The sequence below is a fragment of the Desulfofundulus sp. JL263-se genome (assembly GCF_056316025.1).
Genome location: NZ_CM149993.1, coordinates 492,159 through 514,545, shown reverse-complemented (window position 1 = coordinate 514,545; position 22,387 = coordinate 492,159). Strand labels below are relative to the sequence as shown.

Annotated in this window: 36 protein-coding genes; 7 read left to right on the top strand and 29 right to left on the bottom strand. The window is 50.6% G+C overall.

Annotation, left to right across the window (positions count from 1 at the left end; translation table 11 throughout):
• The first annotated feature begins 27 nt into the window (after window positions 1–27).
• From ACX4JR_RS02620 to ACX4JR_RS02605, 4 genes are all read left to right on the top strand, one after another.
• Complete coding sequence (locus tag ACX4JR_RS02620) at window positions 28–249, top strand: hypothetical protein (RefSeq protein ID WP_476059504.1); 222 nt, start codon at window positions 28–30, stop codon at window positions 247–249.
• A 174-nt stretch (window positions 250–423) separates the two neighbouring features.
• Window positions 424–747, top strand: a complete 324-nt coding sequence (locus ACX4JR_RS02615) for a hypothetical protein (protein WP_476059503.1) — start codon at window positions 424–426, stop codon at window positions 745–747.
• A 12-nt stretch (window positions 748–759) separates the two neighbouring features.
• On the top strand, window positions 760–1,404 hold the full coding sequence (locus ACX4JR_RS02610; RefSeq protein ID WP_476059502.1) for an N-acetylmuramoyl-L-alanine amidase: 645 nt from the start codon (window positions 760–762) through the stop codon (window positions 1,402–1,404).
• Entirely contained in the window at window positions 1,404–1,766 is a 363-nt protein-coding gene (locus ACX4JR_RS02605; protein WP_476059501.1) for a phage holin, read from the top strand. The genes ACX4JR_RS02610 and ACX4JR_RS02605 overlap by 1 nt, the downstream gene beginning before the upstream one ends.
• A 26-nt stretch (window positions 1,767–1,792) precedes the next feature.
• On the opposite strand, the gene ACX4JR_RS02600 is transcribed toward ACX4JR_RS02605, so the two are convergent.
• The 10 genes from ACX4JR_RS02600 to ACX4JR_RS02555 all read right to left on the bottom strand — a co-directional run bounded on the left by ACX4JR_RS02600 (window position 1,793) and on the right by ACX4JR_RS02555 (window position 7,942).
• Entirely contained in the window at window positions 1,793–2,197 is a 405-nt protein-coding gene (locus ACX4JR_RS02600; protein ID WP_476059500.1) for a hypothetical protein, read from the bottom strand.
• Between the two features lie 186 nt (window positions 2,198–2,383).
• A complete protein-coding gene (locus ACX4JR_RS02595) occupies window positions 2,384–2,695 on the bottom strand; it encodes a hypothetical protein (RefSeq protein WP_476059499.1) in 312 nt (103 codons plus the stop codon).
• Between the two features lie 76 nt (window positions 2,696–2,771).
• Window positions 2,772–2,912, bottom strand: coding sequence for a hypothetical protein (locus ACX4JR_RS02590; protein ID WP_476059498.1), 141 nt, complete (start codon window positions 2,910–2,912; stop codon window positions 2,772–2,774).
• Between the two features lie 15 nt (window positions 2,913–2,927).
• Window positions 2,928–3,122 (bottom strand): hypothetical protein, encoded by a 195-nt coding sequence (locus ACX4JR_RS02585; RefSeq protein WP_476059497.1) that lies wholly within the window; start codon window positions 3,120–3,122, stop codon window positions 2,928–2,930.
• A gap of 46 nt (window positions 3,123–3,168) precedes the next feature.
• On the bottom strand, window positions 3,169–3,840 hold the full coding sequence (locus ACX4JR_RS02580) for a DNA polymerase A family protein (RefSeq protein ID WP_476059496.1): 672 nt from the start codon (window positions 3,838–3,840) through the stop codon (window positions 3,169–3,171).
• Between the two features lie 39 nt (window positions 3,841–3,879).
• The gene (locus tag ACX4JR_RS02575) at window positions 3,880–4,422 is read right to left on the bottom strand and encodes an HNH endonuclease signature motif containing protein (RefSeq protein ID WP_476059495.1); all 543 of its coding nucleotides are present in this window, start codon (window positions 4,420–4,422) and stop codon (window positions 3,880–3,882) included.
• Between the two features lie 231 nt (window positions 4,423–4,653).
• Complete coding sequence (locus ACX4JR_RS02570) at window positions 4,654–6,315, bottom strand: DNA polymerase (protein ID WP_476059494.1); 1,662 nt, start codon at window positions 6,313–6,315, stop codon at window positions 4,654–4,656.
• Window positions 6,242–6,625, bottom strand: coding sequence for a hypothetical protein (locus tag ACX4JR_RS02565; RefSeq protein ID WP_476059493.1), 384 nt, complete (start codon window positions 6,623–6,625; stop codon window positions 6,242–6,244). The genes ACX4JR_RS02570 and ACX4JR_RS02565 overlap by 74 nt, the downstream gene beginning before the upstream one ends.
• 4 nt (window positions 6,626–6,629) lie before the next feature.
• A complete protein-coding gene (locus ACX4JR_RS02560; protein ID WP_476059492.1) occupies window positions 6,630–7,067 on the bottom strand; it encodes a RuvC family protein in 438 nt (145 codons plus the stop codon).
• Between the two features lie 446 nt (window positions 7,068–7,513).
• Window positions 7,514–7,942: a DUF669 domain-containing protein gene (locus ACX4JR_RS02555; RefSeq protein WP_476059491.1), complete on the bottom strand. Its 429-nt coding sequence runs from the start codon at window positions 7,940–7,942 to the stop codon at window positions 7,514–7,516.
• 403 nt (window positions 7,943–8,345) lie between these two features.
• Here ACX4JR_RS02555 and ACX4JR_RS02550 point away from each other — a divergent pair, with 403 nt between their 5' ends.
• Window positions 8,346–9,554, top strand: coding sequence for an IS110 family RNA-guided transposase (locus tag ACX4JR_RS02550; RefSeq protein ID WP_476058235.1), 1,209 nt, complete (start codon window positions 8,346–8,348; stop codon window positions 9,552–9,554).
• A gap of 152 nt (window positions 9,555–9,706) precedes the next feature.
• Here the strand turns inward: ACX4JR_RS02550 and ACX4JR_RS02545 are convergent, their stop codons facing one another.
• The 6 genes from ACX4JR_RS02545 to ACX4JR_RS02520 form a co-directional block, all read right to left on the bottom strand.
• The gene (locus ACX4JR_RS02545) at window positions 9,707–10,333 is read right to left on the bottom strand and encodes an AAA family ATPase (protein ID WP_476059490.1); all 627 of its coding nucleotides are present in this window, start codon (window positions 10,331–10,333) and stop codon (window positions 9,707–9,709) included.
• Window positions 10,330–10,719: a hypothetical protein gene (locus tag ACX4JR_RS02540; RefSeq protein WP_476059489.1), complete on the bottom strand. Its 390-nt coding sequence runs from the start codon at window positions 10,717–10,719 to the stop codon at window positions 10,330–10,332. Before ACX4JR_RS02540 ends, ACX4JR_RS02545 begins: the two co-directional genes overlap by 4 nt.
• The gene (locus ACX4JR_RS02535; protein ID WP_476059488.1) at window positions 10,720–11,589 is read right to left on the bottom strand and encodes a PD-(D/E)XK nuclease family protein; all 870 of its coding nucleotides are present in this window, start codon (window positions 11,587–11,589) and stop codon (window positions 10,720–10,722) included.
• Between the two features lie 13 nt (window positions 11,590–11,602).
• Entirely contained in the window at window positions 11,603–11,809 is a 207-nt protein-coding gene (locus ACX4JR_RS02530; RefSeq protein ID WP_476059487.1) for a hypothetical protein, read from the bottom strand.
• Entirely contained in the window at window positions 11,806–13,101 is a 1,296-nt protein-coding gene (locus ACX4JR_RS02525; RefSeq protein WP_476059486.1) for a DEAD/DEAH box helicase, read from the bottom strand. Before ACX4JR_RS02525 ends, ACX4JR_RS02530 begins: the two co-directional genes overlap by 4 nt.
• A gap of 66 nt (window positions 13,102–13,167) precedes the next feature.
• Complete coding sequence (locus tag ACX4JR_RS02520) at window positions 13,168–13,389, bottom strand: helix-turn-helix transcriptional regulator (protein WP_476059485.1); 222 nt, start codon at window positions 13,387–13,389, stop codon at window positions 13,168–13,170.
• An 86-nt stretch (window positions 13,390–13,475) separates the two neighbouring features.
• On the opposite strand from ACX4JR_RS02520, the gene ACX4JR_RS02515 reads away from it, so the two are divergent.
• Window positions 13,476–14,393 carry a helix-turn-helix domain-containing protein gene (locus ACX4JR_RS02515; RefSeq protein WP_476059484.1) on the top strand — a complete coding sequence of 306 codons (918 nt, stop codon included), beginning with the start codon at window positions 13,476–13,478 and terminating at the stop codon, window positions 14,391–14,393.
• A 136-nt stretch (window positions 14,394–14,529) separates the two neighbouring features.
• Here the strand turns inward: ACX4JR_RS02515 and ACX4JR_RS02510 are convergent, their stop codons facing one another.
• The 11 genes from ACX4JR_RS02510 to ACX4JR_RS02460 all read right to left on the bottom strand — a co-directional run bounded on the left by ACX4JR_RS02510 (window position 14,530) and on the right by ACX4JR_RS02460 (window position 19,992).
• On the bottom strand, window positions 14,530–14,700 hold the full coding sequence (locus tag ACX4JR_RS02510; RefSeq protein ID WP_476059483.1) for a helix-turn-helix domain-containing protein: 171 nt from the start codon (window positions 14,698–14,700) through the stop codon (window positions 14,530–14,532).
• Between the two features lie 69 nt (window positions 14,701–14,769).
• The gene (locus tag ACX4JR_RS02505) at window positions 14,770–15,057 is read right to left on the bottom strand and encodes a hypothetical protein (protein WP_476059482.1); all 288 of its coding nucleotides are present in this window, start codon (window positions 15,055–15,057) and stop codon (window positions 14,770–14,772) included.
• A gap of 61 nt (window positions 15,058–15,118) precedes the next feature.
• Window positions 15,119–15,847, bottom strand: a complete 729-nt coding sequence (locus ACX4JR_RS02500; protein ID WP_476059481.1) for an Imm70 family immunity protein — start codon at window positions 15,845–15,847, stop codon at window positions 15,119–15,121.
• Window positions 15,848–15,887: 40 nt separating this feature from the next.
• Window positions 15,888–16,037, bottom strand: a complete 150-nt coding sequence (locus ACX4JR_RS02495; RefSeq protein ID WP_476059480.1) for a hypothetical protein — start codon at window positions 16,035–16,037, stop codon at window positions 15,888–15,890.
• 66 nt (window positions 16,038–16,103) lie between these two features.
• Window positions 16,104–16,232, bottom strand: coding sequence for a Com family DNA-binding transcriptional regulator (locus ACX4JR_RS02490; RefSeq protein WP_476059479.1), 129 nt, complete (start codon window positions 16,230–16,232; stop codon window positions 16,104–16,106).
• Between the two features lie 6 nt (window positions 16,233–16,238).
• Window positions 16,239–16,538: a hypothetical protein gene (locus ACX4JR_RS02485; protein WP_476059478.1), complete on the bottom strand. Its 300-nt coding sequence runs from the start codon at window positions 16,536–16,538 to the stop codon at window positions 16,239–16,241.
• Window positions 16,539–16,631: 93 nt separating this feature from the next.
• A complete protein-coding gene (locus ACX4JR_RS02480; protein ID WP_476059477.1) occupies window positions 16,632–16,934 on the bottom strand; it encodes a hypothetical protein in 303 nt (100 codons plus the stop codon).
• Between the two features lie 57 nt (window positions 16,935–16,991).
• On the bottom strand, window positions 16,992–17,987 hold the full coding sequence (locus ACX4JR_RS02475; RefSeq protein WP_476059476.1) for a protein-tyrosine phosphatase family protein: 996 nt from the start codon (window positions 17,985–17,987) through the stop codon (window positions 16,992–16,994).
• The gene (locus ACX4JR_RS02470) at window positions 17,896–19,134 is read right to left on the bottom strand and encodes a hypothetical protein (RefSeq protein ID WP_476059475.1); all 1,239 of its coding nucleotides are present in this window, start codon (window positions 19,132–19,134) and stop codon (window positions 17,896–17,898) included. Before ACX4JR_RS02470 ends, ACX4JR_RS02475 begins: the two co-directional genes overlap by 92 nt.
• On the bottom strand, window positions 19,112–19,444 hold the full coding sequence (locus ACX4JR_RS02465) for a hypothetical protein (RefSeq protein WP_476059474.1): 333 nt from the start codon (window positions 19,442–19,444) through the stop codon (window positions 19,112–19,114). Before ACX4JR_RS02465 ends, ACX4JR_RS02470 begins: the two co-directional genes overlap by 23 nt.
• 332 nt (window positions 19,445–19,776) lie before the next feature.
• Window positions 19,777–19,992, bottom strand: a complete 216-nt coding sequence (locus tag ACX4JR_RS02460) for a hypothetical protein (RefSeq protein ID WP_476059473.1) — start codon at window positions 19,990–19,992, stop codon at window positions 19,777–19,779.
• A 313-nt stretch (window positions 19,993–20,305) separates the two neighbouring features.
• On the opposite strand from ACX4JR_RS02460, the gene ACX4JR_RS02455 reads away from it, so the two are divergent.
• Window positions 20,306–21,529 (top strand): IS110 family RNA-guided transposase, encoded by a 1,224-nt coding sequence (locus tag ACX4JR_RS02455; protein ID WP_476059472.1) that lies wholly within the window; start codon window positions 20,306–20,308, stop codon window positions 21,527–21,529.
• Window positions 21,530–21,673: 144 nt separating this feature from the next.
• Here the strand turns inward: ACX4JR_RS02455 and ACX4JR_RS02450 are convergent, their stop codons facing one another.
• Window positions 21,674–22,033, bottom strand: a complete 360-nt coding sequence (locus ACX4JR_RS02450; protein WP_476059471.1) for a hypothetical protein — start codon at window positions 22,031–22,033, stop codon at window positions 21,674–21,676.
• Window positions 22,034–22,163: 130 nt separating this feature from the next.
• Window positions 22,164–22,331 carry a hypothetical protein gene (locus ACX4JR_RS02445; protein ID WP_476059470.1) on the bottom strand — a complete coding sequence of 56 codons (168 nt, stop codon included), beginning with the start codon at window positions 22,329–22,331 and terminating at the stop codon, window positions 22,164–22,166.
• Between the last annotated feature and the right edge of the window lie 56 nt (window positions 22,332–22,387).

Genomic DNA, 22,387 nt, shown 5'->3' with positions numbered 1-22,387 from the left:
CATGATACATCTTAATAGGGAGGGGATATGTTGGACAGCGAAGCTATTGTCCAGAGTATCTCAAGCCTTCGGACAGATGTTGATAATTTAAAGGACTGGCAAAAGAGGCAGAACGGAAGTATTCAAGAAATTCGAGAGGACTTAAACGAAATGAAATACTGGATTATGAGAGCCACCCTGGGGGTGGCTTTGAATTTGTTGGGCATCGCAGCCACGGCTATTTTCCTGTATCTGAAGGTGGTTCAATGATTGAGGAAATCGAGTGGACGTGTCCTGATTGCGAATGCAAACAGAGAACAATGATTTTTAGTACCAAAGGATCAACTTTGAGGTGTAAAAAGTGCCTTGGAACATTCACAGCGTATTACGAAGGGCCATTTATTGTGCGGCTCGTAGCAGGGCTGACACGCGAGGAAGTGATTGATGATGGGCAGAGCAATGAAGGTTTTGAAGGGTAACTTTTGGGACGACGGGCTGTCCCTGACGGAGTGGGTAGTTGTCTGGCTTATGATTATTGACGGTGTTTTAATACTCACCGTACTGACCAACGTGGCGTTGAGCCTCTTTGGAGTATGTCAGTTCAGCCAGGAGCTGTTTGAATTCTTCAAGCACGTCAGTACAACCCAGGTGGCCCCGGCAATACTCGGTGGAGCTGGCTACTCATCGGTCAAATACTACGCTGGCAGAAGCCGGTACAGCAAGGGACGTAATGATTGTGACGATTACGAAGAAGGCCCACCTATTTAGGAGGGGATACAAGTGCAAATCGTTGAAGTTAAGCACAGGTTTAAAAGTCTGAGCCCACGGCACCAGACAGAGATGATAGTTATCCACCACTCCAAAAGCCGTGATGTTTCCTCAACAACAATTCACCAGTGGCATATACAGCGCGGCTGGAGTGGAATCGGTTATCACTATATCATAAGGTCGGACGGCACAGTAGAACGCGGCAGGCCGGAGAATACCATAGGCGCCCACGCCAAAGGCGTCAACAGCAAGAGTATCGGTATCTGTCTCACCGGTAACTTTATGAACCATGAGCCAACAGAAGCACAAATGAATTCATTGGTAGAGCTGATTAAAGATATTAGAGGCAGGTATGGCAACCTTAAAGTTGTCGGCCACAAGGACGTGTATCCCACTTCGTGCCCCGGCAGGTTATTCCCCTGGAAGGAGCTGCACTCCATGCTGAAAGATAAAGATGAAACTGAACCTGGTGACATTAAGCTCGTCGTTAACGGCAAGAAAACTGATGTCCCTCTCAAGAACATAAGCGGGCGTACTTATGCACTACTAGACGGCCACTGGATACAGCTCCGTAGCCTTGCCCAGCTTTTACATGCCAAAATCGGGTGGGACCCGGACACCCGAACTGTATCTTTTACAACAAGGGAGGCTGAATAATGAACGAGCTGGTAACCAAACTTCTTTACGACTTACTGGTTTTGCTTGCCACGGTGGCGGCAGGGTTTTTAGTCGCGTGGCTGAAACAGAAGATCGGCACTGAAGGCATGAAGAAAATCGAAAGGGAACTTGCCACGAAGCAGGAACTGGCGTCTCTCGCGGTGCGTTTCGTGCAGCAGGTTTATCGCGACCTCAATGGTCCAGAGAAATTTGAAATTGCTGCTGAGTGGCTGGAAAAGATGGCAGAGGAACGCGGTTTAAAGATCACACAGGAAGAAATTATAGGGCTAATTGAGGCTACACTTCGCGCGTTTAAGGACGAGTTTGGAGAAGAGTGGGCTAATGCTATTGGCAAGCAATAAAATAAGGGGCCGTGTGGCCCCTTATCTTACCATTCGTAATCGTACCAGTAATTACCGATGTAGTAACCTACTCTATGTCCTCCCCAATTGTAGTCCGTATAAAAATTGCGTCCTATCCAGTAGCTTGTTGCACTTATCCCGTCACTCCAGTCTGTATAAATGTTCCTACCTATCCTGTAGCTTGTGGAAGTGAGCCCAGTGCTGTAGTCTGTGTAGACGTTCCTGCCTATGCGGTAGGTAACGGCGCTTGTACCGTCGCTGAAGTCCGTGTACATGCGGTTGCCTATGAAGTAGCTCTTTGCAGTCAGGCCGTTTCCGTAATCGTAGTAGTATGTGTTGCCGATCCAATACCCGGTACCGGCAAATGCTGCGGAACATGCGCCAAATACCAGCAGTAGAGTAAGTGACAGGATAAGCAGAACCTTTCTCACCCTCTCACCTCCTCCAACACAACTCTAGTGCTTAGAGTGTAACACAAAATATTCCATATTACAACAATACAAGAGCCCCGGTTGGCTTCGGAGAACCGAAATCCACCGGGGCTTTTGCGTTTTTCTACTCAAGAAGGCCTTTAACTCTCTTAATTCTTCTCTTTAACCAAGAGTTCATCAAAAACATCATTCATTTTTCCCGCTTTCCTTTTCCAAAATCCAGAGAAGCGCCGTTCCCGCCGCGTCTACGGAGGTGTCGCCTAGAATGTTGAGCCGCCCCCATTCTCTGATTACACATGCATAAGGCTTGTAATCGCCGCCAACGTATTTAAGTTCCCATGCGTACTCTCGTTTCTCAATTTCGGCAAGGAGTTGATCGAGGCGGGGAAGCCAAATATACCCGTCCAAATTAGAAGATGACCAATCTTCAGCAAGACGCACTATGCTAACAGTGCCGCTCCTTTTAAGAGCAAACAATCCCCTTTCTTCGGCTCCCACCGCAGTCCCGCTTCCTTGAGTTTCTTTGCTAATTCAAGCGAAATGACTTGTATCATCAAAATCACTCCTTCCCGTACTACTTAATCTTTAAACTCAAAAGTGGTAACACGCTGATAACCCAGTTAACTACCACCAGCAACAAGGCGAGTGTTATGATGTTACATATCAGGTCTATGATCACATTTGCCTTTTCTATGTTTTTGATGAGCCTGTCCACGCCAAAAGCACTCCTTTACCAGTTGTCATTACGGGACCTTACCTCTCTATTTTGAATCACAAAGACCTTTATTTCGTGCTCCAGCTCGTCAGTCATTTCCGGGCCCGGACAGGGACAAACACCGAACTTTTCTTCAATCATCTTTACCTCTTCCCAGGACAGTGCGCACCCTCCCATAAAATTTTCAAAACCACAAATACCGTAGCACATAGCAACCCTCCCCTATCAAAACAAAGAAAGCAGGTTTGAATCTGCGTTATAACTCAATTTCCTCTAATGAACCCCACTTTTTGCCGATTTTTGCGTCGGCCATAAACTGCACTGGCCCATCCAGCACTTTACGTTCCATTTCCGTCTTTACGGCGGCGGCAACTTCCCTGGCGTCCTCGGTGGTTTCCAGCAGGATGGAATCGTGGACGGTTAGCAATAGCCTGGTCGAATCGTCATCCCACAACTTTCTGCCCAGACGAATCAACGCACTTAAAGTTATGTCACTGGCACAACTCTGGATCGGGAAATTAACTGCCTGCCTTAATATTTCCGACTGGTTTTGCTTGGTAATGAACCCAAACCGCCTTGTTCTACCGAATGGTGTTTTAAGGTACCCCTTAGTCAGCACCTCAGTCTTCGTAGCTTCGATCCATTCCCTGGCCTGGCTGAACGTGGAAAAGAACTGATCAATAAGTTCCTCAGCCCTGGCCACAGATACTTTAAGCTCCTGAGCAAGCGACTTGGCTGACATCTGATAAATCACGCCGAATGACAAGTGCTTGGCGGCTTGACGCAATTCCTTGGTCACTTCCTCCGGTTTCTTCCCGAACATGAGGGAAGCATTGGCAGTGTGTATATCCGTTCCTGAAGACAATGCACTGATAAGGTTCTTGTCCTGAGAGTAGTACGCCAGGACGCGGATTTCAGCTTGTGACAACGGTTGCTCTTGTGGTTTCCCACAAGCCTAGACTATATCTTACTCTGATGCACCACTTTTACGTTGCATTCTGATTAATTTAGGTCTATGCACTTCGATATGCTCTGTACGGGTCAATACCTCAAGATTAGCTATTCTGTTGTCTAGGGTATTGCCATTCTTGTGATGCACTACCTCGTCAGGCCTCAACTTACGTCCTAAGTGACTTTCAACTATCAATCTATGTATAGCATACTTCTCGTCCTTAGATGGACAATACCACAGATAACCGTCTGACGAGACATAAAAGTGTAATCCATAGGATAAACCTAACTCCTGAGCCTTCTTCTCTACACTACTACGGCTACGCCCAAGGTACCTGGCACACTGTAATGCCCCCAATGATGGGTAGTTATTGCGAAGAAATAAGATTTCATCTTCCTTCCACGCTTTATAACGCCATACCCGCAATCCTAATTCAGATGCTTTCTTTTGAACAGAGTTGTATGGTCTACCCAAATGCTCTGCACACTTCTTAGGGCCAAGTTTACGATAATTTTCCTTCAAAAATTCTTTTTCTTCATCAGTGTAAATACGAGGCATAACAACCCTCCTCATCAAGTAGTGGTGCATCAGAGCCCTCCCGTTTCGGGTTCACGTGAACCCTACTCTACTCCCTTCCACCGTGATGGTGTGGTTTCGATAGTCGTTGAAGGTTCCCCTATTCGGGGCTTCCCTGCTGATTACCCAATCCACGTAGTTCTCAAACCATCACGCTTGGGCATATTTCATCCCTACGTTGTGGTCTACATGGCTCTAAGGGCGTCCCAGCAATTAGAGAGGTTTATAGCGGACCGATATACAATCCGCTTCCACCAGCGTATACCCAGGAGTAGCCATGAACATATTCCGTGCTTCCTTATCGCGCCCTATGTTCTGAAGGTTCGGGCGCGAGCTGGACAACCTGCCGGTAACCGTCCCTCCCAGGTTGAACGACGTGTGGACCCGGTGGTTTGCGTCTGCCATACCCATAATGCCGCGCACGTAAGTAGTAAGAAACTTGTGCCTCTTCCTATATTCCAGTAACTTTCCAGGCAGTGGGTGGTAGTCCTTGAGAAATTTAAGGTGCTCTTCATCTGAGGAAGGTTTGCCCAGCTCAACCGGTATGGGCAGGTTTAGCTCGTTATACAGCAAATCAACCAACTGCTTAGGCGACCTGGGATTAAACTCTCTCCCGGCAAGTTCCCACAACTCTTTCTCGAGCACGTCCACTTCAGCACTGATTTTTTCCTCCAACTCCTGCATGTAAGGCATGTCAACCATTGTGCCTAACATTGTCATACGAGCCAGCACGTCACTGGCAGGGTACAGGAGCCTGTTTAATACCATCATCTCATCAGGCCCAAGAGACTTTTCGATAATTTCTGCCAGCGCGTATGTGTACGCGGCGTCGAGCGCGTTATATCTCCAAAGCAAATCAGTTGGTGCTTCTTCCATGCGGTTTTTGTACTTATCTATCATGGGCTTGTGGCTTGGGACATTTAAGTGCTCCCGAATCAAGTCCTCCAGTGAGTGCTTGCCTTTCCGTTCGTCGAGCGTGTAGTTCATAAGCATAGTGTCCTTGCCGGTTCGGGCGCTCGGCATACCGTTTTGCCATAACACTCTTAAATCAAACTGCGCATTGTGAAACACCAGACACTTCTCCCTGAACAGCTTGTCCAGCATGGAAGTGGCCTGCAACGCTATATCCGCCGGCACGACAACAGCCTTACCCTTACCCCAGGACATGCCGATACAAAGAAGCTGTCCATCGCTGGCAGTCTCCACGTCAACTGCCACCATGTCAGCCTGCATAGCGTCCTCAATCGCATCCAGCAATTGTCCTTTGGTATGTGTTATGGTATGCTCCACGTCTATTTCCGGCTTTACCCGTACTGAAACATCGTCCGACGATAGCACTTTTACAGCCAGCAGAAAATCTTTGAGCATATCCGTGTATAAGCCTGGAGAGCGCAAGACAGCCGCCGGGTGGTAAGTCGGTACCACATATGCCGAAATCTCGTCAGACCACACCACCGCGCCCCGCTCCCTGGATATATTACCCTTACCGAGCAAAGCCCTGAGCGCTGCGTTGCCAAGCGTTACCACAACCTTCGGTGCACACTCGTTTATCTCGTCAATAAGCCGTGGCCTGCACGCGGCTACTTCCCTGGCAGTCGGTGTTTTTGGGGCTGCACAGCACGTAGCATTCGTTACGTAGCACTCTTCACGCTTGAGTCCGACTTCACTCAGTACCTTATTTATAAGCTCTCCAGAGCGCCCAACAAACGGGCGACCACGCCTCACTTCAGTTTTACCCGGTGATTCCCCCACCAGAACTATACGGGTGTCTATCGGGCCGTGGCCAGGTACCCAGGGGTAGTCAGCCCTGCTGCACTTGTCGCAGTTCGCACCCTCCGGAAGCACCATCCTGCCCGTTACATACCTCACCGTCATTAGGTACCAACACCTCCGTTTTCAGGTACATACCGCATACCCTTTCAAAGTACAGGTGTTTACCAGTCTTCCTGTCCATGACAGCACGAAGCGGCTTTATTCCGCACTGCACTACCTCCTGCAATAGGTCAGGAGGAAGCACAACCACCACGTCATCGCACTGGTACTTCTCCATCAACTCTTTAACCTCTTTTCCTGCTGAAATGGTTACTGGTTGTTGTATCAAAATAGGAGTACCGAAAGTCCTTCGTAGTTCTTTTATCTGAGCAGGCGTAGGATTGTGGCGTGAAAGCCATAGAATCTTGTACAAGAGATCACCCCCTTTGCCCCAACAGAGAAGCGAAGTCTTTTGGATACTTACGCTGGCAGTAGTACAGCGCGTGCCGCAAAGCGTCCCGCGCGTGGGGAAGCCCCCGGGTGGCGCGTAACCCCCCGGTGACCTCCAGTACGCGACTGGATACCATCTTCCTGGCACTGGCAGGTTGCCTTACGACATCTATCCCCAGGTCAGAACAAGCAGACACAACCGCGCCGATAACCTCTGCGGAATACATGCGCGACAACGACTGCGCCATAGCCTTTTTGGGATACAACCTGAATTCCTCCAACACCACTAACTCCGATTCTACGGCACGCAATAACGCTACCACCGCCGGAATACCACTAACCTGCCCAACACACACGATGTCGTAAGGTGGTTCCACAAAGCAAATACCGGTGGTTTTGCCAGGGTCTATTCCTCCGATGAGCATTTGAGTTCACACCCCGGTTTGTTACAGAGTTTACAATCCCCAAACTCACCTACATTCCATACTGAATGAGGACATTCTCTACAAATGTCTAATCCCACGAGCTACCCCTCCGAAGTTCGGTGAGCTTGCACATCAAATCCATGACAGCTGCTAACGCAAACAACTTACTAGCGCAAATAGATACTTTGGTCCACCCGTCGTCTTTATACGCGGATAGAACATATTCACGTACCTCTTCATGCACCTCTGTTTCTCCTGTCTCAAGGTTTTTAACAGTGATCTCATACACCAGGTTTGACCTCCTTTTGATAATAATCAGACACCAATACCATAAGGCACCAGCAGACAAACCCGCTGGTGCCAGAGCATTGTTTCAACTGCCTTAAGTTGGCCTCATTAAGCCGGTGCGTGATAGCGTCTACCCATTCCGCCACCGCACTGCAAACTTAGAAATTAATGGTCTTGCGTGCGCCTGCGGTGGAAGCAGAATCCCGTGGTATTACATACGCAACGTCATTGTAAGTGTTTCCTTCGTGGACGCGCTGTTTGACTTTGATCTTGCACTGAATCCCGTGCAATGTATCAGTATCAAACTGGTAGTCGCCTTCCTTTTCCGGCAACATTCCGAGGTTGTGGAGCATGGAGTTCAGCTTCCACCGGGACCTCTCGCCGAGGTAGTACCGCTGGACAAGTTTTCTCCCAGCGTACTCGGGGTGGTCCTCAATTACAAACGCTATAGTGACGTACAGGTTACCGTTATCGGATTCGCCTACTTCCGACTCGGAAGTGTCAATTTTGGCATTGTAAAGTCCAGCCGGAAGTGGCTCCATACCGCCTACTTCATCCTTGTTCCAACTAAGATACAGCTTCGGCATTATTAACACTCCCCTTTTCCTCTTGATTTTGGTTTTGGTTTTGAATCAGTGCGAATATCTCCCGCAGGTTTGGGTTCTCCACCACATCTGGTAGAGCACATCCAGGGTTCTTAGCTACATGGGTGTCCGTGGGAGTAACTAACAGCTTCCGAACCGCCTCACCCCCTTATCTGTTAAACTCAAATTAGGTAGCAGGAAAGCTAGCCTAAGTTGGCCAAAAATATAGCCAAAGGTTTCCGGGAAAAGGATTCCACCTCCTGGCAGTTCGACTGCTGTCGGAAGAGCCACCTTTCCCGGATCAAATTTGCAGACTGCGGTTCATAGAAGGGTTGTGCTTCGAGCACCGCGTTAGATAAGGCCCACTGCCAGTCTGCAGCAAATTTCTTTTGCGGAGGTTCTTAACATGTACTTTGTAGGGATTGACTGGTCTGACTTACATCATGACGTAGCCGTGCTCGATGAAAAGGGTCAAGAACTTAAGTATTTCACCATCCCTCACAACAGGGAAGGCATGGAGTTATTAAAGAAAAGGCTCTTGAGCATCGATCCCGAACCGGAAAACTTCGCCTGCCTGATCGAAACCAAAAACGGTCTTCTGGTGCAGTTTCTGTTGGAAGCCGGCTTTCCGGTTTACCCGCTCAACCCGAAGGTTGTAGACTACCGGCGAAAGCCCTCCGGGGCGAAGAGTGACCCAATCGATGCCAGGCTGCTGGCCAACATCGGCCGCTCCGACCTGGCGCAGCTAAAGAGGCTTAAGCCAGATGCGGAACTGATCGCGGAACTAAAAATGTTCACCCGAGACCAGGACGGCCTTATCCAGGAATCCACCCGGCTGACCAACAAGCTCATTGCTTGCTTGAAGGAATATTACCCGGTAGCTTTAGGTTTCTTTTCGAAGCCAACCCTACCGGTAGCCCTGGAGTTTTACAAGCGCTATCCTACCCCGGATCTGGTAAGGGAAGCTACCGTTCCAGAGATAGCCGCCTTTCTTAAGAGTCATAAACATCCCCGGCCCAATCAAACGGCTGTCTCCATCTGGCAGAAGGCGCAGGAGCCGCAGCTTCGGGCCAGTGCTCCCACCGTACGGGCAAAAGGCCGCTTAATGCTCGCCCTGGTGAGTCAGCTGGAAGTGGTCCGGGAGCAAATCGCTGCTTACGACAAGGAGATCAACCGCCTTTTTCAGCAGCACTCCGACAGCAGGATCTTCGCTAGCCTGCCAGGGGCGGCCGGGCGGCTCGCGCCAAGACTGCTGGCGGAGTGGGGGGACGACCGGGAACGTTACGAAAATGCAGCCGTGGTCCAGGCTTTAGCAGGTACCTCGCCGGTTCTTTTTCAAAGCGGTAAGTACCGCTTTGCCAGGCAGCGCAAATCCTGTGTGAAACCTTTCCGACGAGCTATGCACCTGTTCGCCTTCCAGAGTATCAGGCAGGTTTCCTGGGCACGGGAATATTACGATACCAAGAGAAGCCAGGGCAAAACCCATCATGAAGCTTTACGGGCTTTGGCAAATATCTGGGTGCGGCTCATCTTTGCCATGTGGAAAAACCGTACTTGTTACGACGAAGCCACGTTTATAGCAGCCCGCGCCAAGCATTATAATCGGGCAGCATAATGTTAAATATTCGGTTTTCAAAGTTCTTAAGCCGCCAGCAAGGAGGGCGGGATTTTGATCCGGCCCATAGCTAGGCGGAACGGGTAAAGCCCGTCCTTTTAAAAGGCCACGAACATTTGTACTGCTCGACCATGAAAAATTTTTAGATTACACTATTGACATAGAAGGTCTTCCATAGATACACCAAGGTAACCCACCAGGTTGAAAAAGGCTGGTAATTCAAGAGCTAAACTCTTAGGCTGTACAAAAGGTACCTTGCGCATTTCATTGCGTATATCCATCACCAGGGCCGTGAACACCACATTCATAGGTAGGTCACGGAACGCCCTGGTAACATAACGCAGTTTCTCGGCTATCCTGAACCAATCGCCCTGTTCAGGAACATCCGGGTCATGTACCCTACCTCTTTCCAATGCCCTTTCTACAGCGGCACCGAGAACTTTCTTTACTGTACGCCTGAACAGGTCGGTAAGGCTGTCGAGCACCACAGTTTTGAAATTGTGGTCTGCCTCCGTTAGAAACTCGTATACTTCCCCAAGGTCGTCCAGGGACTGCAATTCCCACACTGCCGGGTTGTACCCCAGTCTGTCTTTTACAGCCTTCAAGGTAGTATCCGAGACGGAAGGCTCCGTCAGCAGTATGAGCGCATCCGGCGCGGTAGCACCAAGCCAGGTTTTACCAGCGCCTGCATCACCATAAATGAGTGCCTTCACATAGGTAGGTCGCTCGGACACCAACCGTATTTTCGGGTGTGCCACAGGAGTTAATACATTACTCAACTTTCTTTCCTCCCATCTGTTAATTTTTCAGTTTTGTAGAACAGTGTGCCGCAAGAACAACCATAATGCACCTCATCCCAACTGAGTTTCTCATCAATCGTCAATATTCGTACATGCCTGCCATATATGCTTGCCCCGCAACCTGGGCACCTGTTGCCGTTTACCCTCCTTGTTGCATGGAAGTACACATATTCCCTCCTGTCAATGCCTACCGTGTAACCTCCCATCCGCAACCTGCGGAGACATTTCTTCTTCAGAGTGAAATAGATAACTCCAAGCATAATGTCCCGCACAACCCCGGACCCGGTGGACAGGAAAACATTTAATGCAGTGTCAATCGTAGCACGGTCATTTTCATCGGGCAGGTAGTAGACGGTGGCAGGCACCTACACCACCTCTCCTGCCAGGACGGATTCCATCGGGCGGACTTCATAAAACTCCGCCTTCAAGGTATCCGTGTCCGTACCGTCGTCCTCGGCGTCGCACAGGACACCATAAGGACACATCCAGTTGCAGTGTTGTCCATCTGACGGGTCGAATGTAGTCTCCTGCGATATTTTCATGTATGCGTTGTAGAGCCTTCTTGCAAATGAGCGTATGGAATGTTCATTGTAGGGAATCTCCACCCGGTTAATTACTGGCGTTTTCGCTTTATCCGGGTCCTGCTTGCGGATAAGGTTGTATATTACTCCTTTCACCGGCTCGTCAAATAGCTGAATGGCCGCCAACGTATAGAACCCACCCTGCTCCCTCCTGCGAAGCTCGCTCTCTTTTGGAAACTGGGAGCATGTCTTGTGTTCCAATACCCACAGATTTCCGTGTATGTCGCGCACTATACCGTCGAAGCGCCCGACGTGATACACGTCATCCAGCTTCTTGCTAAAGTCAGGTGTGTAAATAGGTACTGCAAACTCCTGCTCTACTGCTACTACCTCAAAAGCGTCGTTGGCCATTGCGTAAGAAATATACGCAAATATCAGTTTGCGCCCCAGCTCCGCTTCTTTGAGCAGTTTATCCAGGTGCTCCCTGGGAACGTCTGAAGGCATCTGGCTTACTGTATCATTCAGCCACGAATCATAAGTCTTGATGATGTCTTCTCCCTGGTAATACGCAGCTATGCCAGCATGTACACCCTTGCCGACAAACAGCTTAACGTCTTCGGACTTCGGCACCAAATTGTCCACGTAACGGTAACGGTAAAAGCGCGGACATGTCTTGTACGTGCTCACCTGCGAGGCATGTAACTCAGTCGTCACTGGACATTCCCCCTTATATCCAATCCGGTAATTCACTGGCAACCTTCCCTTGACTGCGCTTCCAACTCTCATACTCTCTCCTGTCAGCAACAGGATTGTTCCAGGGCGCCGTGGGATCATCTCTGTACAGAGGGTCGTTCCACGGCATAAACGGGTCATCCCTATACAGGGGGTCATTCCACGGGGCAAATGGATCAGCGTTCAGAAACCCATGCCTCAAGTACCACACCTCCTTTCTTCCTCAAGCACGCTCTTAACGGCGTACTCAATTACCTCAATGCGACTTGCCTTCTCGTCCAGCTTGCGCTGGACATACTGCTCCACGGTGTTCTTCGCAATTAACTTGATGACGTGCACCGGCTTTGTCTGGCCACGCCTGTATGCCCTGCTCCACGCCTGCTCGTTGGCCGCCGGTACCCACTCCTGGTCAGCAAAAATAACCACATCCGCCGCGTAAAGGTTAAGCCCCTCACCCATTGCGCCAATGGTACCGATTAACACGCGACAGCTGTTATCGTTATTGAATTTTTCTACTGCCTGGTTACGTTGCTTGGTGGAAAGACTTCCTATTATATAGGTGGGATTGTACGCGGATAGTTTGGGGAGGAGCAACTTCACGTACTCTGCGAAGGCTGAGAATACGAGTACCTTGTGCGCTGGTGTCAAGTCTTCAAGCAGTTCCGTAAGTGCGTCAGTCTTCGTGCTTGTATCATCACCGCCCAGCAGGGCAGGTGAGCAGACCACCTGCCGCAACCTGGTGAGAAGCGCGACTACGGACGGGGCTACCACTACATTGTCCCCTACTTCGGCTATAAACTCTTTCCTCAGCTTGTCGTAAATGCGCTTCTGGCGACTGTTTAAGGATATGTAAACATCCTCAAAGCTGAGCGGAGGTAAATTGAGCACTTCCTTGGTGCGCCTGAGCATTACAGGTGCTAATTCCCTAGCCAGGGCACGCTCATCCCTGGTGCCTATGAACTCAGTACCCCAACCGTTACTTGCAGTTATTACGTGGCGGTTAACGAACCGCCAAAAGCTGGAGTATTTCTTGTGATCTATAGCGTTAAGCAGCGCCCACAAATCCCAGGGGCCATTTACTACCGGGGTACCGGTTAAAAGCCATACATATGGAATTCCCCGGGCTAATTTGCGAATAGCCTTCGAGCGCTTCGACTTGCGGTTACGAATTGAAGCGGCCTCATCCACTATAAGGACGTCGTAACGAGACACCGGGTAGCGTTCAGGGTGGAATACTACCTGCTCGTAGTTGGTAACGTCCCAATTGATTTGCGGGCGTGTGTTCCACCTATCTATTTCAGCCAACCAGTTGGTGATTAAGGACTTTTTGGTAACCACCAAGACACTGGAGGCATTCACTTGATTGCACGCCCTAATAGCAGTAGCGGTCTTCCCCAAGCCCATATCGTCAGCCAGGATAGCCCGCCTCCTGCTAACCAAAAACTCAACTCCCGCCTGCTGGTAATTGCTAAGAACAAGGATGTCCTGACTCAAACACCAACACCGCCTCTTACATACAGTGTTGACACGTTAAGCAACGTTATGATATAATGTTTACAGTTACTTACAATCACTGGCCTCATCTACAATAAAAAGCTCGTCAACCGTCCTGCCTAGCTTGCGAGCTATCTTCGCAGCGAGGTCAAGTGACGGGGTTCTATAACCTGTTTCTATCTGTCGCCAGTGGGAAACACTGATACCAACGTACCTTGCCATTTGGTCCTGAGATTTACCGAGTTGACGGCGTAACTCAATCAATTTGTGTCGTTTCGGTTTTGTCATTGTCATCTCCCCCCTTCACGTATCATTATAGCACAGTCTGAAATGACACGTCAAGTGACGATTTACAAAGGAGGAAACTAAGAGAAATGAAAAAAGAACACCAAAGCAGCTTCTCGCAAAAGCTGTCTAGGCTAATAGAGAAGCGCAATATACCCGTAAAAGAGATAGCTCATAAGCTGGGTGTCAGCGACAGCACCGTGCGTATGTGGAAGTTGGGAAAAAGATACCCTGACAGGAACAATCTGCGCAGGTTATGTCACCTGTTTAACGTACCAGAAAACTATTTTGACAGGACGAATGAAAGCCTGGAGAAAATACGAGAAGAATTAGAGAAGGCACGCACAGAGTACGAGCGCGTGTTGAACGAAATAAGCGACTCTCTCATAAGCAATGAAAAGCGGATAGAGCTAAGTGAAAAGGCAACCATGCTTGCCCGTACCATTCAGCGGCTCGAGTACGACATACGCATAGCGCAACAAGAACGTAACTACTTGCCCATGAAAAAAGTCCCAATAGCAAACAAGAACGACCCGCAAGGATATGTCTACGTTATGGAAAATGAGCCTGTAGATACAGCTTACGTGGTGGAGCTTAACGATTCCGTCTTCCCCAGTGCTACCGCACTCGTCAACAGCAGGCAAAAGCCTATGCCTAACGAAATGGTTCTCGTCAAGAGAAACAAAACACTTGAGCTACGCTTCTACGTACCTGAAGGAGACAGTGTAACATTACGACCTCTCACCCCCGTAGAAGACAGTATTACCATGTCCTCTGACATTGAAATCCTCGGTACAGTCCAGCGAATTGAAACTACGCCACTGGAACGAAAAGGCGTTGCCAGCGATGAAGCAAAAATACAACAGCTGATAGTGCGGGCACGTAGCAAAGGAATCCCGGAAGACGCAATAACCGCCAGCATTCACCGGCTAATTGCCGGGTGGCCCAACGCAAATGACGATGAGTTGGGCAACGGCTGGTGGAAACGCGCAAACGAAAATAGATAAAACCACAACGAACCCCGACAATTATCTGTCGGGGCTCTTTATTGCAATATTAAAGAAGCCGAACCCGGCGAGACGGCGGCATCTGGAGGCCCTATTCAACTCCTTTCTGTTATTTTACCGGGTCCGGTAGAATGCCCTAAGCCACACCGTCACGTTTCAGGCGATCCAATTCATCCCTGCTAATACGTATAGCACGCCCGAAGCGCACCGTCTTTACCTTACCAGCGCGGATGTAGTCATATAGAGTAGTGCGTCCAATGTTGAGCAGCTCTGCGGCCTCCCGAACTTTATATAGCTCTGCAGACATGGAATAATCACCTCCTGATGTCGCGTAATATACTGTCACATTAAGAAATAGTACATAGCGTACACAATGTCAATACTCGTCCGGCAATAAAATCGTGGTTGCCGAGCGGTCGCTCTCCGTTATGACCCAGAGCTTTACGCCCTTCCTGGTTTTGTATGCGCTGAGTAACCTGCCGCCGTGCTTCAGAGCCTGGTTATTAAGCTCCTTGTCTTCATTACAAAGCTCTCCCCAGTCGCCGGACAGGTGCCGCTTTAGAAACTCGAACGGTGTCTGCCCGGCGTCTGATATTGCCTCTGCAGCACCAGGCGTAGCGTAGAGGTTACCAAGCCGGAACAACGCACCTGAATATAAACCCACTTTTTGTACCTCCTTTGGAAACGCTTATCCGTTATGACTGGGCGGCGGTGAACCGCCGCCCTTAGCAAAAGATAATGGGTTGTTTGGCCTGAATGCTGGCCGAGGCCAGCATTGTAAGCCGGTCAATAACGCTACCGAAGACTTCCAGTGCAGGAGTAGTTCCCTTCTCAATTAATACTGTCTTTGAAGAACACCGGGGACTGAACTCCTTGGGGAAGTCGAGCGTGCCGGTGGCATTTACACCGCGCCAGAACTTCTCCTCATTCCTCCTGACAAACTCCAACCTGTCGAAATAAGCAACATAATATTTGTTGCCAGGGCTCAGATAAAGCACCTTGGTAAACGGAGTAAAGAAGTCCAGGTGCCTGTCAACGAACTCCTGTAACTCACGGGCACGCTTTCCCCAATTAGGGTAGACAGATACCTGCACAACAATCCCGTTTTCGTGGGCACCATAACCAAAACCACCACCGAAGCAGAAAACGCCTTCCTCACCGTACCCAGGTTGAACCTCTACCACATTCCCATACCTGTCCCTGCAAATATTGGCTGGGTATCTTACGTCCTTGAGCTTCTCCCGAATGTCTTTAAGCTCAAGGAGTAGTTTCTCGGACTCCTCGGGGCTGTACTCACCGTCGCAGTCCGAGTGGTTCATCAATAACGGGTACCTGGAACCCCATTCACCGTCCTCCAGGTGGTTGCACACGGTACGGCGGAAGCTGTGGTACCAGCCGTAACTACCAATACGATAGTCAGCGTCAGTGCCCGGAACGTAAGCATCAAGACCCATTGTCTCGCCCTCCTTCAAACGGTTCTCCGTTATGGTTGGCCTACCGGTCGTGAGGTTCTCCGTTATGGGTGGTAGCTGGTACAGCCCTGACGCCTGTCAGGTCAGCACCGCAGTAAGGACGCACCCACTTTCCCATTTCAGTAGCAGAATAAGACGTATTCCCACACTCAAAGCACTCCTTCTTAACCACAAAGATGCCTCCTCAAAGAAAAATAAAAAGCCCCGGCGTAAAGCCGGGGCTCGAAGGCCCTCTTGCCTAACCACGACCCAAAGTTATCTCGCTGATGGCCTTACAACGAGGACACGCAACCTGAATCGTAGCATTGGCTATCTTTATGGCCTTAAATAACAAGCGGTTGCAACGAGGACAGCGGTACTCCTTCATACAGGATTACCGCTCCTCCTTTAACTTGAGTTCAGCACGGACGCCTGCATTATCTAGCGCATTCTCCATACACTCCAAAAAGCTCCTCGTCATGCCTTTGTCCGTGTCATTCATGGCCTTCACGGTCATAGCGAATAGTGCTCCCAATGCTCCCGCAACGACCACGGAATTGTGCCGGTCAGCCAGGACAGAGCAGGTGCCGGTAAGTACAATAAACGCCTCCTTGTAACCCTCAATCATCTCCCTCTCTTTCTCATTGTCATTCAGTTCCTTCTTCCTACCAATCAAATCAGTCAAACTCAGCACAAAAACCCCTCCTTAAAATATTTTGTGGCTTATGGCCTGGTAGAGGGCTTTTGGTAAGCCGGACGCCCTCGTGAACCGGCTGGCAGGAATAGTCTAGTAATCGAACTCGCTGTCGTTGTCGCCCTGTTGCCATAAAGTGACGGCCCGGACGGCATCACCCACCGCGTTGGCCAGGTGGTCAACACCACTGACAACCACGCTGAGGTGATCGCCAGCCTTAATCTCGCCCCACCTATCAGCAGGAAGAAGCTGGCGAATCTCCTCAAGCGCGTCCTCATCCCCCTGAATACGGACGCGGTATACGCCCTTCTGGATCTCCCGGAAGGAGACAAAGACCTCCCCAGTGTTAGCAATATTGTAAACAGAACCAGTTTGAGGGCTTTCGAAAGTTTTCATAAAAGAATCTCCTCCTTTTGAAATTAATTTTTAGTTGAACAACCAACACCAAACGCCTTACTTTTGCTCCTGCCCATTCTCACCCCCTTCAAGAGGCTCATATCCAGTACAATCAATGACCTCAGGACTTGTGACATCGAATAATGAACATCTCCCATTCCAACGCGCACACCCAGGGCACAGAGATGCCCCGTGCGCATCGTTGTAATGAATGAAGAAAATGCACGGCCCTCCCTTAATCTTGTCCTGCCGCTCCGGGCTTAACGTACATTCAACCTCGTCCGTCAACGGCAGGCCATAGTGGCAATCGAAGCAGAGGCTATTAAACGACCTGCTTACTGTCTTGCCAGTATAGTAGGAATCATCTCCGTAGAGGTCATATATGTCCCAGTGGGCCTTGCCCCATTTCTTTGTGGCCTTGTGCTTGAGCAGGTCGTCCCTGCCCAAGTATCGGGCAAGAGACTTAACCTGCTCCTCGGACTCCACCGCGTCCTTGCAGTATTTCTCCCGCAGGAACGCAATGGGGTCTTTGTCCGGGTACAAGCGGCCAAGGATAGCGGCGGCCATGTACCCCGTCCGCCCGTGGCCTCCCACACAGAAGACGCCTACTTTCTTGCCCTCGTTGAGGAGGTTTATGACCTCCTGCACATGGATGTCGAGGACATCTTCCGGCAGGGCATGGAAGTCCTCGATAGGGCAATAAAGAATGCGGCCCCGCCAGCCGGTTTTCCAGATGTCCCCGCCCAGGCTGGCCAGAGGCACCAGGACATCCACACCGTACCCCTCGGGCGGGGGAGCTGCCATGTCCTCCGCCGAGCTACCGGACCCGAGGAATAAGTTCGGAATGATTTCCGTCGGGTCCTTATGGCAGTCCCTCCGCCATACCACAGTGAATCCTGCCTGCTTGGTTTTGGAATTATCCTTTGCTTTATCGTTAGCGGGCTGTTTGTGCCCGCCATTGTTAGCTTGCTTTTTCTTCACTTTTTTCCATATCTTTTTCTTCCTCTTCCCCATACTTCTCAAAACACTCCTCACAAAAATGGTCTCCCGCATTGTCCTGCTTCAGCTCGTTCCAGTAGAACGCCTCACCGCAACCATCGCAGTAGGCGCCCTTTTCGATGAAGCAGTCGGGGCAGTAACCTAAGACCCCAATGGTGTGCATCTCCTCCTGCGGCGTTGGATCGAGGCAAGTGGTACAAATGAAGAACTCTGAATCAAAGCAAGGCACGCAGTACCACGCCTCTCCTACCAAATACATACTGTCTTTACTACACGTTTCGCCGCAGGAGGCGCACTCGGCGAAACGCTCGTTATAACAATCCTCGCAGTAATAAACGCATTCGTAATAATAGGCGTACTCCTCGCCTATTAGCTCACCGCACTCCTCGCACTGAACAAACCCGTTCCTCACAACCTGGCCGAGCTTCTTATCGCCCCACTGGACGGGCTCGTAGTCCAGCAGGGCATCAGCACTGTTCTCGCGTACCCACTCCGGTAGCCGCGTGAGTAACGGCCTAAAACTAAGCAGGCCCAACACAGACGCCCGTGCCATAAAACCCCTGAACGTGAGGGAACAATGCCTATGGAACATAAGCAATAACTCGGTAGGAGTCATGGACGCTTTCGCGTCCAATAGCTCTTGGTAGGAGTGTGCGTAGTACTCCCTATACGTACTCTGGTAATCCAGCTTGAAGACACCTGCCTCGATCTTATCGAAGCAGATGCCCCCGTTGTGGGCGAGGTCTACGGCGTGGTCTATGAAGACCGCATCCGGGACCCGCCTGTACAACTGCGCGGCCCTTGCAATCCGGGCCCAAGAACTGCCACCGTAGCCGCTAACCCAATCGCCCTCGCCAAAGACATTCACGGCCCGGTCGAGGATACTTTCGGGCTTGTACTCGGCGGCAATTGCGTAGGCAGTGCCCCGAGAGCTCCCATATGCCGGGAAGCCCTCGACGACGATGCTGCACTTGCTGTATGCGTGCCTCATTTCGCCAAAGCAAATGAGGGTGAGGTAATCAAACAAGGCCCGCGCAAATGCACGTGTATAGGCAGTCTGGTATTCGGTGAAGTCCCTAAGCCATCGCTCATGGGAGTGCCTGAAGCGCTCCAGGCGGGACTTGGTTTCCAGCCGGAGCACATCCAGGGCGTAAAACTCCAGGGTGCAGGGATAGATGTCATACTCGCCATAGGAGGCCATAGTACCCCTCCCTGTACCCCCTGGCAAACGCCTGGCGGGCTTGCGTGGGTGTGCCTGCCTCGTGGCATTCCCGCAGGTCCTCGGTTATACGACTAGCTAACTGCCGGTCCTCATAGAAGAAGTCCTCCCCGGCAGGTAGCTGCTCACGCGGGATTTTCCCCGCGTAGAACAGGCCGAGTACCTTCCCGCCGGCGTACATGACCGCATCGAATGACACACGGCCCTCCTTCCACCGGGCAAGTGTGTCGCGGTACTCCGTTATAGCCCGGTGCTCCGTTGCAACCTGGCACTCTTGATGCTCCGCGTTCATCTGGTTTCCTCCCTTCCGTGTTTTACGTTTTTGCTTTCCACTTAACATTATATACTTTTTGTGGCGTCACGTCAAGTAATATTTTTAATTGTAACGCCTTCTACGCAACACCACAAAAACAAAAAGAGCAAGCGCAAATGCGCCTGCTCTGCATTACAACAGCATATTAGAAGACAGTAAACCTATCGGGCAGCATCCGCTTCTCAGCAGGTGCTACCCGCTCATACCCAGGAGCGGGTACGAGAAGGAACAGCGTAACAGCCTGCTTCTGCACAACACAACCTCCTTTCCGTTTTTCCCCCAGTATATCACAGAAAGCGAGAGAAAAATTTTCAAATTCCACGCCTAGCAACCTCTTCTTCCAACCACCGCCTCGCCTCCGCACCACCGTCCCGCAAAATGCGGTGGCAGAATGAGAAGTAAATATAATCCTCCTCTTTTGTCATCCTGCGCCACTTGCGGGAGCCACGCCCGAGGCGCGTAGTTAAATGCCCTCCCAAAATAGCGTCCCGTAAAGGCATGTTTTTGGGTACGTAAAGGCAAGACATACACAAACCCTCCTTGTACTATAGAGTTTAGATTAGTCAGCTCAAAGCCAATAGACTTGACCCCTGACAACCACATAGGAATCCCGGGGCAACTCGGATAAATATTCTCGTAGAGGCAGGGGGCTTCGATCGCCCTCCTTAGGAAGCTTTAGCTGTCCTGATTGAAAGAGTGAAGCCCCGCCCATACGAGAGGACTCGAATGAGCACGTTGTGGATACAGCTTGCTGTATGCCGCGAGTTACGAGCAAGGTTGAGTGGCTCGTAAGGGTTGCGGGAACCCTGCCTGAATTCAGTGAAAGTGGGGATGCAAAAAATGATTTACGGTGGTGTTGATGTGGCCAAGTATCGCCATGAGGTGTGCTTCGTCAATGACGCTGGCGATGTTGTCCTGCAGATGCATATGGATAACAGCCAGAGGGGATTGAATAAGCTTCTGCAGGCATTGGAAAGGCTGGGTATCAAGCCTGACGGCGTTAAGTTCTGCCTGGAGGCCACCGGACACTACTGGCTCCCTATCTACTGCCACCTCAGTGAGCTGGGATTTCAGCTTCATGTTATCAACCCTATCCAGTCAGATGCTTTGCGTAATCTCTATGTGCGTAAAACCAAGACCGACCAGAAGGATGCTCTGCTTCTTGCTGACTTGCTGCGATTAGGACGTGCTCCTAAACTAAAGCTTGCTTCCGAAACGGTTCTCAAATTGCAGACACTCTCTCGACTCCGTTTTGAGTTCGTTCGCCAGGTCGGTGGGCTTAAAAACAGGGTGCTGGGCATCCTCGACCGGATCTTTCCAGAATACCCCGGCTGTTTCTCAGATGTCTTTATCCGGACTTCCAGAGAACTGCTTAAATCTTGCCCCGAACCGGAAGCTCTGACCGAAATGGATCTTTCAGAGTTATCCGCTTTCTTGAAAGAACATTCCCGCGGCCGCCTCGGTAAAGAAAGAGCTAGAAAGATTCAGTCTCTGGCTAAAGGCACCTTCGGCATTACCCTGGCTCTGGACGCTTTCACGCTCCAGCTGCGCCTGCTGGTTGAGCAAATTGAGTTCATTGAGGAGCAGATAAAGGTTATCGAGGATGCAATCAATGAGGTTATGGAGGAGCTTCGCCCCAGCGAAGATACTCCATACCGCCACGTTATTGAAACTATCCCTGGTATCGGTCCTGTACTAGCTGCTGCAATCATCGGAGAAGTAGACGATATTACACGCTTCCCCAACGCCCGGACTCTCGTGGCCTATGCCGGTTTAGATGCTTCAGTAAGGGCATCAGGGCTGTTTGAAGGCACTCGCAACCGCATGTCTAAACGCGGTTCACCTGTGTTGAGAAACAGTCTGTGGTTGGCCGCTGTTTCAGCCCGCCGCTTTAACCCGGAATTGAGGGCCTATTATGAGTTAAAACGCAGCCAGGGAAAGCATTCAAGCGTTGCTACCGGAGCAGTTGCCAGACGACTTGTGCATTTAATTTACTCTCTCTGGAAAGATAACCGACCGTATGACCCGAATTATCAATGGTCCCCACCCGGCAGTAAAGAGTGACCAGGACCCTATGTGATTGTCAAAGATCTTTTTGCTTTAGCCTATTGACTTTTCATAGCACGTCTTTTCAATTGTTTAGTCAACCGGTGTGGCCGGTATTTCTTACCCGCCCCGACCACCGGGCGGTTTGGATGGAGGCAGATATTAGAACCAGCTTGCAAATTCGGGGTGATGGCCCGCTATGGCCCTGGCCACGATGTACTTCGCGTGCCTATAATCGGCCATAGGGCCTTTGTGATAGTGGCGGCGGTGAAAGGCCCAGCGAATAACGTCGCGGCCTACATCCACCAAGACCTTCTTGACGTCCTCCTTGGTACGACCATAACGAATCCGCAGGTCCGCCATGTGGCAGTACCACTCACACCAGAAAGGCTCCCCCTTCTTGTATGCCAGGAGAGTGTCAGCCGCCCTTCTAGGCGTGAAGTAGCCCAGGCTTTCGCAAATCATGTGGGCCACCAGCATTGGGTAACGCACAAGGACTTCTTCATGCTCTTGCATGGGCATTCTCTCCTTCCAATTTTTGGTTTTGGTCGCCCCTGCTCATCAGGCCCGCGACGGGCGACCGGTTTGCGGGCGACCGCAGGCACGAATGTCTGTCCGTTATGGCCTGCGGTTTCGCGGTAACGTCTATCCGTTATGGCCTGGAGGCCGACGGAGGATAGACAACGAAGCTGTCCTTGAGGTTGTACGTTACAACCCGGCCCGCCCGGTACGCCGGGTTTTTGCGCCTGTCCATGATGTCCGCAGGAAATGTAATTTTCTTCCTGCGGACGAACCGCTCTTGCTTGACCCTTCTTTTCACGCCTTCCAACTCCTTCCAGTAAAAGGCATCAAAAATAAAAGAAGGTAGAACAGGAA